This is a genomic window from Pannonibacter sp. XCT-53 (assembly GCF_009915765.1).
Lineage (GTDB): Bacteria > Pseudomonadota > Alphaproteobacteria > Rhizobiales > Stappiaceae > Pannonibacter > Pannonibacter tanglangensis.
Genome location: NZ_JAABLQ010000002.1, coordinates 490,220 through 501,277, shown reverse-complemented (window position 1 = coordinate 501,277; position 11,058 = coordinate 490,220). Strand labels below are relative to the sequence as shown.

At 67.2% G+C, this 11,058-nt stretch carries 10 protein-coding genes; 8 read left to right on the top strand and 2 right to left on the bottom strand.

Features of this window, described 5'->3' with window-relative positions; all coding sequences use genetic code 11:
• Window positions 1-640 precede the first annotated feature (640 nt).
• From GWI72_RS17015 to GWI72_RS16995, 5 genes are read left to right on the top strand one after another with little or no spacing between them, the layout of a single operon-like run.
• Entirely contained in the window at window positions 641-1,798 is a 1,158-nt protein-coding gene (locus tag GWI72_RS17015; RefSeq protein ID WP_161709432.1) for an extracellular solute-binding protein, read from the top strand.
• A 4-nt stretch (window positions 1,799-1,802) separates the two neighbouring features.
• A complete protein-coding gene (locus GWI72_RS17010) occupies window positions 1,803-2,681 on the top strand; it encodes an ABC transporter permease (RefSeq protein ID WP_161709431.1) in 879 nt (292 codons plus the stop codon).
• The gene (locus GWI72_RS17005) at window positions 2,681-3,511 is read left to right on the top strand and encodes an ABC transporter permease (RefSeq protein WP_161709430.1); all 831 of its coding nucleotides are present in this window, start codon (window positions 2,681-2,683) and stop codon (window positions 3,509-3,511) included. The genes GWI72_RS17010 and GWI72_RS17005 overlap by 1 nt, the downstream gene beginning before the upstream one ends.
• Before the next feature lie 13 nt (window positions 3,512-3,524).
• Entirely contained in the window at window positions 3,525-4,583 is a 1,059-nt protein-coding gene (locus GWI72_RS17000; protein WP_161677049.1) for an ABC transporter ATP-binding protein, read from the top strand.
• A 27-nt stretch (window positions 4,584-4,610) separates the two neighbouring features.
• Window positions 4,611-5,498, top strand: coding sequence for a glycerophosphodiester phosphodiesterase (locus GWI72_RS16995; RefSeq protein WP_348272706.1), 888 nt, complete (start codon window positions 4,611-4,613; stop codon window positions 5,496-5,498).
• 5 nt (window positions 5,499-5,503) lie between these two features.
• On the opposite strand, the gene GWI72_RS16990 is transcribed toward GWI72_RS16995, so the two are convergent.
• Window positions 5,504-6,349 (bottom strand): inositol monophosphatase family protein, encoded by an 846-nt coding sequence (locus tag GWI72_RS16990; protein ID WP_390806838.1) that lies wholly within the window; start codon window positions 6,347-6,349, stop codon window positions 5,504-5,506.
• 108 nt (window positions 6,350-6,457) lie between these two features.
• Window positions 6,458-7,906, bottom strand: a complete 1,449-nt coding sequence (gene hydA, locus GWI72_RS16985) for a dihydropyrimidinase (protein WP_244314374.1) — start codon at window positions 7,904-7,906, stop codon at window positions 6,458-6,460.
• A gap of 274 nt (window positions 7,907-8,180) precedes the next feature.
• Between hydA and GWI72_RS16980 the strand changes: the two genes are divergently transcribed.
• The 3 genes from GWI72_RS16980 to GWI72_RS16970 all read left to right on the top strand — a co-directional run bounded on the left by GWI72_RS16980 (window position 8,181) and on the right by GWI72_RS16970 (window position 11,004).
• Complete coding sequence (locus GWI72_RS16980) at window positions 8,181-8,834, top strand: GntR family transcriptional regulator (protein ID WP_161709429.1); 654 nt, start codon at window positions 8,181-8,183, stop codon at window positions 8,832-8,834.
• Window positions 8,835-8,954: 120 nt separating this feature from the next.
• Window positions 8,955-9,353 (top strand): VOC family protein, encoded by a 399-nt coding sequence (locus GWI72_RS16975; RefSeq protein WP_161677052.1) that lies wholly within the window; start codon window positions 8,955-8,957, stop codon window positions 9,351-9,353.
• Between the two features lie 103 nt (window positions 9,354-9,456).
• Window positions 9,457-11,004, top strand: coding sequence for an ABC transporter substrate-binding protein (locus GWI72_RS16970; RefSeq protein WP_161709428.1), 1,548 nt, complete (start codon window positions 9,457-9,459; stop codon window positions 11,002-11,004).
• Window positions 11,005-11,058: the final 54 nt, after the last annotated feature.

The following is an 11,058-nucleotide window of genomic DNA, read 5'->3' as shown; positions in this document are numbered from 1 at the left end:
AGAAAGTAGCGTACCTGCCGTAACTCTTGCTCCGCGCCAGGCCCCTCTCGAGACCCAGCCGCGCAAGAACAACGCCGGCCACGCTTCCCTTCCTTCAAAATCCTAATTGTCAAAGAACCTAACCAATCTCTCGGTTAGCCGTCCGAAGAACGAGGCCGCCTTATCCGGGTTTTCACGCCGGCAGTCAAGCCGCATTTTCCAGAAATTTCGGAGCGCAAGGCCCCGTCGCCAGCGACGTTGCCGCCGTCGATGAGCCAGCTTATAGGGGGCCAAACCCCAATCCGTCAATCGACAATTTTGAAAAAGTTCGACTTTCGACGGGCCTGCTCCCGCCCCTCTGTGGATAAGCTTGAGGCAAGCTCCGCAGACGCCGCAGAATTCCGCCGGTTTTTTCAATTCTTCAATATCAACAGGGTGTTAGGATGAATTTTCGTTAACCATGTTTGGTTGGCCGGCTCAGGTGATCACCCCCTCCTGGCTGATGTTTGGGCAGGCTTTGCCCATTTGCGCGGCAGCCGAATGCCGTCCGTCCACGCCGCCGTCACCCAAGCGTCACGGCACGTCCACAAAACTGCAGCGCAGTCAGACTAAGACCCCGGCATCTCGAACCGCCGTGCACCGGCAACCGGGGAGCAGCACCATGAACCGCCGCGAATTCCTGTCTCTGAGCAGCCTTACCCTCGGCACGACGCTTCTGGGCGGCCTCGCCCTGCCGCGTCTCGCCCTCGCCGCCGATGGCACCGTCTTCGTCTACACCGGCTCCGACCAGAACATCTCCGACTTCTGGACCAACATCGTCTTCCCGCGCTTCACTGCCGCCCATGGCGGCCTGGTGAAGATGGTCGACGCCGGCGACAATGCGGGCCTGCGCGCCATTGCCGACCGCACGCTGGCCGCGCTTGCCACCGGCACGGATCCGCAGATCGAGATCTTCGAGGCCTTTGACCCGCGCTTCCCCGCAGACGGCATCGCCCGCAACCTCTGGGTCAACTTCAAGGAAGCCGGCCTTGCCAACTATGGCAAGATCAACCCGGCCGCGATCGACAGCGACTTCTCCCTGCCCTATCGCGGCAGCCAGGTGCTGCTCGCCTATGATGCGACCAAGCTGAAGGCCGCTGACGCTCCCACCACCTGGGCCGACCTCGTCACCTGGATCAAGGCCAACCCGGGCCAGTTCATCTACAACCGTCCCGACAAGGGCGGGTCGGGCGGCAATTTCGTCCGCCGCGCCATCCATGAGGTGAACGGCCGCGACCCCAAGGCCTTCACCATCTCCAACTACACCGCCGAAGCGGGCGACAGGATGCTGCTGCCGGCCTGGGAGGTGCTGAAGGATCTCGCCCCGTATCTCTATGACAAGGGCGCCTACACCGGCGGCAACAGCCAGTCGTTGCAGATGCTCGGCCAGGGCGTCGTCACCATGGTCCCGGTCTGGTCCGACCAGGTGCTGCAGGCCATGGCCCAGGGCGTGCTGCCGGAGACCACCGGTCTGGTCCAGCTCAAGGACCTGGCCTTCTGCGGCGGCTTCTCCGCCATGACCATCCCGACCAACGCCGCCCAGCGCGACCGCGCCCTGCTGCTCGCCAACTTCATGCTGTCGGAAGAGATCCAGTCGCTGATCATTTCCGACCTCGGCGGCTTCCCGGGCGTGTCCTGGGACCATGTGGCCCCGGCGCTGCGCGAGAAATACGCCGCCGTCGTTCCGAACGAGATCCCGGTGTTCCCGTCGGGCGACTGGGCAACCGCCATCAACGATGGCTGGTACCGCAATGTGGCCCCGACGCTGACGCGCGGCTGACCGGATGACCGTCGCCGGTGCCACGGTGCCTGCCCGCCTGTCCGTCCAGAGGAAGAGGCCAACCGGCCTCCTCCTCGTCCTCTTTCCGGTCGGACTGCTGGGCTGGCTGATTGTCTATCCGATCCTCAATGCGCTGGTGACGACGCTGACGCTTCGGACCGACGAGGGGCTCGTGCTCTCGCTCGACAGCTATGTCGCGTTCTTCTCCGATCCCTACAGCCTCAACAACCTGGCCCTCACCTTCTGGACCACGGCGGTCTGCGCCGTGCTCCTCCTGGTGATCTGCCTGCCGATCGCCCTCTATCTGCGCTTCTCGCGCGGACCGCTCTCGGCCTATGTGCAGGCGCTGGCCATCTTCCCGCTGTTCGTGCCCTCGGTCATTCTCGCCTATGCACTCATCCGCACGCTGGGGCCGAACGGCATGGTCGACATCCTGCTCAACGCCGCCGGTCTGCCGAAACTGCCGAGCCCCTACCTGACCCCGTGGGGGCCGGTCATCGGCCTCGTCTGGGACAACATTCCGCTGACAGTGCTGATGCTGACGGCCGGTCTTGGCCAGGTCTCGGACAATGCGGTCGAGGCCGCGCGCGATGCAGGGGCAAGACCCCGCCACCTGCTCCTGCACATCATCCTGCCGCAGATCGTCAATGCGCTGCTCGTCGCGCTGGCGTTTGCGGTCCTCGGGATCTTCTCGTCCTTCACCCTGCCCTATGTGCTCGGCCCCGCTTCGCCGGAGCTGATGGGCCCCTACATGCAGCGCACCTTTGCCGACCTGATGCAGCCGCGCATGGCCATCACCCAGGCGGTCATCACCTTTGCCATCTGTGCCGTGTTCGGCGCCTTCTACGTGCGCTCCGTCATCCGCAGCCGGGAGGTGCGCTGATGCAGCCCCAGCCCGTCTCCCGGCCGCGGCCGCACACGGACTGGACCGGCATCGGCCTTGCCGTGCTCCTGTCCCTCGTCATCCTGGTGCCGCTGATCGTCGTGGCCATCTGGGCCTTCGCCGAGGTCTGGCGCTACCCCGCTTTGCTGCCGCAGAGCGTGGGCCTGCGCTACTGGGAGGCAACGCTGGCCCGCCAGGATGTCTGGAACGCCCTGTTCCTGTCCCTGCGCCTCTCGGCAACGGTCACGTTCCTGTCCGCGCTGATCTGCCTGCCGGCCGCCTATGCCTTCGCCCGCATGGACTTCCCCGGCCGCCAGGTGCTGCTCCTGTCCTTCCTCGCCACCCAGGCCTTCCCGAAGTTCGGCCTCCTGATCGCCGTCGCCGGCATCTTCCTCAGCCTCGGGCTGATCGCCACCTTCTGGGGCGTGGTGCTGATCCAGCTGGTCAACACCCTGATGCTGATGATCTGGGTGCCCGTCGCCGCGTTCCAGGCGGTCGACCGGCGGATGGAGGAGGCCGCGCGCGATGCCGGTGCCGGACCCTTGCGCGTGTTCTGGTCGATCACCCTGCCCCAGGCGGGACCGACGCTCTTTGCCGCGATCCTGCTCACCTTCATCAACACCTTCTACGAGACCGAGGGCGCCTGGCTGATCGGCGCGCCGATGCTCCAGACCATGCCGGTGCTGATGATCATCTTCATCAACAACCAGATGGTGATCCAGTATGGCGCGGTGCTGTCCGTGCTGCTCTGGGTCCCCTCCTTCCTTGTGCTGCTGTTCTCGCGCCGCCTGATCGGCTCGCAGAGCTTCGCCAGGGGCTTCGGCGTTTGACAGGAGACGGTGCATGGCACGACTGACGTTGTCCGGACTGACCAAGTCCTTTGGCGGGCTCGACGTGGTGAAGGCGGTGGACCTTGAGGTCACCGACGGCGAACTGGTCTGCCTTCTCGGCCCCTCCGGCTCGGGCAAGTCCACGATCCTGCGCATGATTGGCGGCTTCGAGGGTCCGAGCGGCGGCGCGATCCGCATCGACGGCGAGGACGTCACCGCCGTGCCGCCGGAACGCCGGCCCACCGGCATGGTGTTCCAGTCCCATGCGCTGTGGTCGCATATGGATGTCTTCGCCAACATCGCCTTCGGCCTGAAGCTGCGGCACCTGCCGCGCGCCGAGATCCGCAGCAAGGTCGAGGCCGTGCTGGAGCTGGTCGGCCTTGCCGGCTACGGCAGCCGGCGGGTCTGGCAGCTCTCGGGCGGTCAGCAGCAGCGCGTCGCCATCGCCCGCTCGCTGGTGCTGGAGCCGAAGATCCTGCTCCTCGACGAACCCTTCGCCAGCCTCGACCAGCATCTGCGCGAAAGGCTGCGCGAGGAAGTCCGCGACATCCAGCAGCGCCTCGGCATCACCACCCTCTTCGTCACCCACGGCCAGGACGAGGCACTGGCGCTCGCCGACCGCATCGTGGTGCTGAAGGACGGCGCCATCGAACAGACCGACCGCCCGTCCGCGCTCTACCGCCGCCCGGCGACGCGCTTCGTTGCCGGCTTCATCGGCCACATGAACCTGGTGCCGACCGAGTTCCGCGCCGGCCGCTCGACCCGGCCGGAGTTCGCCCTTGCCGCCGAGGTCAGCGACGGACCGGCGGAGATTGCCTTCCGCCCCGAGGCGACCGGCGTGCGGCCTGCGCAAGGGGCTGGCCATGCGGTGGTCTACCGCGTCACCGATTTCGGCACCCACCTGACCCTCGACCTGGACCTTGAGGACGGCACACGGATCAAGGCGCATGGCGCGGGCTCCATCGCCTGGTCGCCCGGACAGCGGGTGGAGGTGACCCCGGCCGAAGTGCTGCTCTACCGCGACGGCGTGCTGCTCTCCACCGAACCCCGAACGGCAGCGGCCGCCGCCTGACTGCTCAGCTGAAAGAAGACATCCATCGTGACTGACGACACACACGACACCCTCGATACGGGCATCAGCCTCACCGCCGCACGGGCGGCCGTGGCGCTGGAGCGGAACGGACACCGCACCTGGCTGAAGTGGCACCGCGGCCGCATCCAGCCGCTCGACGCCGAGTTCGGCCCGGCGCGCATCAGCCTCGGCATGCGGCTCGGGGCGAGCGTGGAGATCGACCTCACCGCCCATGCCGGCGGCGGCTTTGCCGTGCTGCATGACGAGACGCTGGAGCGCAGCACCACCGGCTCCGGCCGCGTCCGCGACACGCAACCCGACGCCCTGCGGCAGCTGTTCCTGCGCGATGGCAGCGGAGCAGCCACCGACCAGAACGTCATGCTGCTGTCGGACCTTGCGGCGCTGGTCGCCGGCGAAACGGCGCATCCCGACGCGGTGCTGCAGCTGGACATGAAGGACACCTCGGCAACGATCACGCCCGCCGACATCGACGCCTTCGTGCGCGACGTGGCCCCTGTTGCGAGGCACATGCTTCTGTCTGGCGGCGATCCGGTTGCCATTGCCGCGCTGAGCGAGGCGATCCCGGAGCTCGGCATCGGCCACGACCCCTGCCATGACGCGGTCATGCTGGATCTGCTTCGGGGCGGCGACTATCGCCGCTTCGTGGCTGACGCGCTCGCCGCCAGCCCGCGCTCGACCATGATCTATCTGGACCACCGTCTGGTGCTGGCCGCCGCCGACCGGGGCGAGAACCTCGCCGCCCGGTTCCAGGACGCCGGCCGCAAGGTCGATGCCTACACGATCCGCGAGATCGGCCCGGACACCCGTCCGCTGGTGGAGCGGCTGCTGGCCCTCAAGGTGGACCAGGTCACCACCGACGACGCGCTTGCCCTGTCGGCGGCCTTTGCCGGCTGAACCGGCTACTCGGCCAGCCCCTCGCGCAGCCAGCCGGCCAGCCACGGCGTTGCCACCAGCACATCGCCGGCCGGGCCGACAGGCCCGCCGGCAAAGCCGCCGATCACGCCGCCGGCCTCCCGCACCAGCAGGGCGGCCGCGCCATAGTCATGCAGCGACAGGCCGTCCTCGAAGAACCCGTCGAGCCGGCCGCAGGCGACGTAGCTGACAGACAGGGACGCGGAACCCAGGCGGCGCACGCCGGCCGTCGTCGCCATCGCCCGGCGCAGCGCGGCGTGGTAGGTCTCCTCGCGCACGCTCTTCACCTGTCCCGGCACGGGAAGGCCCGCGCCGATCAGCGCGTTTTCAAGCTCCGCCGCCGGGGCCACCGCCAGCCGCTCGCCGTTGAGATAGGCGCCCTGCCCGGCCTCGCCCGCGAAGAGTTCCCCCTGCATGCAGTCGAAAACGACACCGCAGGTCACCTCACCCGCCTCGACAATCGACAGCGCGATGCCGAAATGCGGGATGCCCCAGGCATAGTTGGTGGTGCCGTCGATGGGATCGATGAGGATGCGCGGCCGTCCCTCGACGCCGGCCCGGTCGGCAGCCTGTTCCTCTCCGGAGATGGCGTGGTCGGGGAAACTGGCAGCCAGACGCCCGGCGATCTCGGCCTCCACGGCCACATCAACCTCGGTCTGGTAATCACGCGGCCCCTTCAGCACCATTTCAGCGGCCGACCGCCGGCGCAGGCGCGTCCGGGCAATCACCCCGCCGGCAAGGGCGGCCATCGCCAGCGCGCGCAGGCGGGGCGAGGCCATTCCCGGCAACAGGGCATCAAGCGACGCATCGGTGGCATCAAACGAAAGGGACATGGCTGGCTCCGGACCTGACTGGACGCCTGCCTAGTCCCGTTTCATGAGCCGGACATGACAGTCGGGCGAAACACCCGGATTTTTCACCGGACCTGAGCCCATGGCCCTTCAGGCCTTCGGCGTCCAGGTCGCGGGTGCGACCGGGCGCATCGCCGGGCTGACGTCCATCACCACCCGGCGCCCGCGCCCCGGCGTGCCGACAAGCTGGCCCTCGTCGACGATCACCTCGCCGCGCGCGATCACCGTCTTCGGCCAGCCGACGACCTCCCGGCCGGCGAAAGGGTTGTAGCCGCAGTTGTCGTGCAGGTCGTTGGTCCCGAACACCCGCCGCGCCGCCGGGTCCCACAGCACCACGTCGGCATCGGCCCCCGGATCGAGCCGGCCCTTGCCCGTCAGGCCGAACAGCCGCGCGGGCGCGGTCGAGGTGACCTCGACGAACTTCTCCGGTCCCAGCCGCCCCTTCGACACCATGGCGTCGAACATCAGCGGCAGCCGCACCTCCAGCCCCGGCAGGCCATTGGCGATGCGGTTGAAGGGCGCGGTCTCGCCATTGGCGAACTTGCCGCTCGCGTCCATGCGATAGGGGGCGTGGTCCGAGGTGACGAGCTGCAGGTCGCCGCGCTGCAGGCCGGCCCAGAGCGCCTCCTGATCAGCCGGCTGGCGCTGCGGCGGGCTGCACATCACGGCGGCCCCTGCCATGCCCGGCTGGTCCAGCACCTCTTCGGTCATGAACAGGTAATGCGTGCAGGTCTCGGCAAAGACCGGCGCCCCACGTCCCCGCGCCGCGCGCACGATCTCGACGCCCTCGCGGGTGGAGATGTGGAACAGCATCACCGGCTGGCCGGTCGCCTCGGCGAAGCGGCACATGCGCTCCAGCGCCTCCAGCTCGGCAAGGCGCGGATGCGACGGCGCATGGTAGCGCGGCGCGGTCAGCCCGGCGGCCAGCAGCTTTTCTACCGACCAGCGGATCAGCCCGTCGTTCTCGGCGTGGAAGCAGACCAGCGCGCCATTGTCGCGCGCCGTGTCCAGCACCTTCAGGATCGACAGGTCGTCGAGGCGCACCTTGTCATAGGTCGTGAAGATCTTGGCCGAGCGGTGCCCGGCGCGCATCAGCGCCGCCAGCTCGTCGAGGTTCGTGCCGGAAATGTCGGCGACGATGATGTGATAGGCGTGGTCGATCAGCGCTCCGCGGTCGGCCAGCACCGTGTAGTCGGCCATGACCCTGGCGAGCGACATGCCCGGATGCTGCGCGGCGAAGGACACGGTCGTGGTGGTGCCGCCGAAGGCCGCCGAGCGGGTGGCCGTCTCGAACGTGTCGGCGTTCATGATGCCGGCGCCCGACAGCTGCTCGATGTGGCAGTGGGTGTCGACGCCGCCCGGCATGACCAGAAGCCCGCTGGCGTCGATTTCCTTGCGCCCTTGCGCCAGGCCGCTGCCCAGCGCGGCGATGCGGCCGTCCCGGATGGCGATGTCGCCGGAGAAGCGCGCCTGCGCCGTGACGATCTCCCCGCCGCGAATGACAAGATCAAAGCCCGTGCCGGTGCCCATATCGGTCATGCCTCATGTCCCCGTTTGTTGTCGATCTGATATACACAGTGTATACCGTAGATGACAACGGCGCGTTTGCCTGCGCATCACCCCGGACCGGAGCCGCAGCCGCAGGCGGTCCGATCCGCGACACCCGGATCCATGACGGCCGGTGAAACGTATGAAAACGCGACGGAAAGTCACGTTCCGCCTTCAACAGCGGGCGCGCTTGACGTAAACACTTGGGCGCGTCCGGCAGCCGGACGCAAGGCCGAACTTGGGCAAGCAAGCCGGAAGGCGACGAATGACACTGCAGGACCAGACCCAGACGCTTGGCGAAAGCACCTACGAGCAACTGCGCCGCATGATCGTCAGCGGCGAGCTGTCGGCAGGCACCCGGCTGCAGGAAAAGCCCTTTGCCGACCGTCTCGGCGTGTCGCGCACGCCGGTGCGCGAGGCAATCGCCCGGCTGGTCTCGGAAGGCCTCGTCACGCGCGCCCAGGGCGGCGTGCCGGTCGTCAACAAGATCTCCATCTCGGAAATCATTGAAATCCTTCACGTTCGCCGCCTGCTCGAGTGCGAGACCGCCCGTCAGGCTGCCTCGGTCCACGTGCCGGTCGAGGCCATCCTGTCGCTGCGCGCCCGCACCGAACAGCTGTTGCAGCGCGGCCGCTCGTCGATCTCCGAACACGCGGATCTGGACGAGGAGTTCCACACCACGATCGCCCGGATTGCCGGGTCCAAGCTGCTCGCCGACCTGGTGCAGAACCTGAAGCAGAAGACCCGGATCTTCGACAAGGGCTTCATCCCGGACCGGTTCGAGCCCGGCCTCAACGAGCATATCGAGATCCTGGACGCCATCCTCGCCCGCGACCCTGCCCGGGCCGAGGCCGGCATGCGCCGCCATCTCGACAATGTGCGCGAGTCGATTCTCGCCTCGATCCACCGCCTCTACTGATCCCGCCGCAACCCCAGACCCTGAGCCGGCGCATTTCGGCGCTGTGATCACAGTTGCCCGTTGACTCTGCATTCTGACGGTATACCATCGGCATGCATTCAAGCGGGAGACTTCCCCTCCATGACCGAACCGACTGCCGTGCGGCGCCCCGAGGGCGACCCGCTGCTGACCGTGACCTTTCTGTATTACCGCGACCTGCCCCGGGCGATGGCCTTCTACGAGCATGTGCTCGGCGTCGAGCTGGCCATTGATCAGGGCTGGTCGAAGATCTACCGCCTCGGCGGAACCGCCCATGTCGGCCTCGTCGACGAGACCCGCGGCTCGCATCGCGCCGCCGACCCGAAGCCGGTGCAGGTCTGCCTGCGGGTGAGCGATGTCGACGCCTGGCATGCCTGGGCCGCGAGCTGCAACGTCACCGGCCTCAGCGCCCCGAAGGACAGCCCCTCGCTCGGCATCCGCGCCTTCGTCTTCAACGATCCGGAAGGTTACCAGATCGAGATCCAGTCGGTTCTCGCCTGACGCCTTGCGTTTGCCCCGGCCCCGCGCGGGCCGGGCACCTGGCCCCCGCCAGACCCAGAACGAGGGCACCAACCGCCCCGCACCCACCAGTGGAGATCAGCCAATGACCATCAATGCCAACATCCGGAGGCTGCTTGCCTCCGCCGCCATGATCGCGCTCGCCAGCTCGGGCGCCCTCGCCAAGGACATCACCATCGGCCTGACGTCGGACGCCGTCCACATGGACCCGCAGGCCGGCGAGGAGCTCAGCTCCAACATCATGTACTACCACCTCTACGATCCGCTGGTGCGCCGCAGCGCGGATCTGGAGTTCGGTCCGGGCCTCGCCGAGAGCTGGAAGCTGGCCGATGACACGACCTGGGTCTTCACCCTGCGCGACGGCGTGAAGTTCCATGACGGTGACACGCTGAAGGCCTCCGACGTGGTCTTCACGCTCGAGCGCCTGAAGAAGTCGCTGATGGCGAACCTTGCCGCCAACATCGAGAGCTTCCGCGCCATCGACGACCGCACGGTCGAGATCAAGACCTTCCGCCCCTATGCGGCCCTGCCCAATGATCTGGCCGCGATCCTGATCATGTCGGAAGACCATGTGAAGAAGGTCGGCGACGCCATCGACATCCAGCCCGTCGGCACCGGCCCCTACAAGCTCGGCGAGTGGGTCAAGGAAGACCGCATCGTCCTGGAAGCCTTCGACGGCTACTACATGGGCGAAGCCAAGGTCGACAAGGTCACCTTCCGTCCGATCACCAACCCGGCCACCCGCACGGCGGCGCTCCTGACCGGCGAGCTGGACATCGTGCAGGATCTGGCCGTGCGCGACGTCGCCCGCGTCAAGGAAACCGAAGGCTTCGAGGTCGTGACCCGTCCGAGCCTCCTGAACCTGGTGCTGGCCCTCGACATGCGCGAGAAGAGCCCGACCATCGAGGGCAAGAACCCGATGACGGACCAGCGCGTGCGCGAGGCGATGGCCCGCGCCATCGACGTCACCACCCTGTCGCGCGCCATCATGAACGGCCTGTCGACGCCCTCGGCCCAGTATGTGCCGGCGAGCCACATCGGCCATCTCGACGGCGCCGACTTCCGCCAGATGTATCCCTTCGACGTGGAGAAGGCCAAGGCGCTGATGGCCGAGGCCGGCTACCCGAACGGCTTCACGCTGACGCTGGACGCCACCAACAACCGCTATGTCAACGATGCCCAGATCGCCCAGGCGCTGGCCTCGATGCTCGCCAAGATCAACGTCACGGTGAAGCTGAACCTGATGCCGAAGTCCAACTTCTTCGGCTACATCCGCGTGCCGTCCGACAACTCCAGCTTCATCATGTCCGGCTGGGACGTGCCCTCGGGCGACGCCGGTTCCATGTACAGCGTCATGTTCTACAGCCGCGGCAAGAAGGAAGGCTACGGCCAGGTCAACCGCGGCTCCTACTCCAATCCGGAGGTGGATGCCCTCATCGACAAGGCCGACAGCACCCCGCGCGTCGAGGAGCGTGACGCCCACCTGCAGAAGGTGACCGAGCTTCTCCTCAAGGACATCCCGATGATCCCGGTCCACTACGAGCAGGACATCTACGCCGTCCGCAACGGCGTCGACTTCAAGCCCCGGACCGACAAGTTCATCTGGGCCTACGAGCTCGACGTGAAGGACTAAGCCGCGTCAGGCTTGTCCGGTCCGGCAGGAGGCGGCTCCACACGCCTCCTGCCC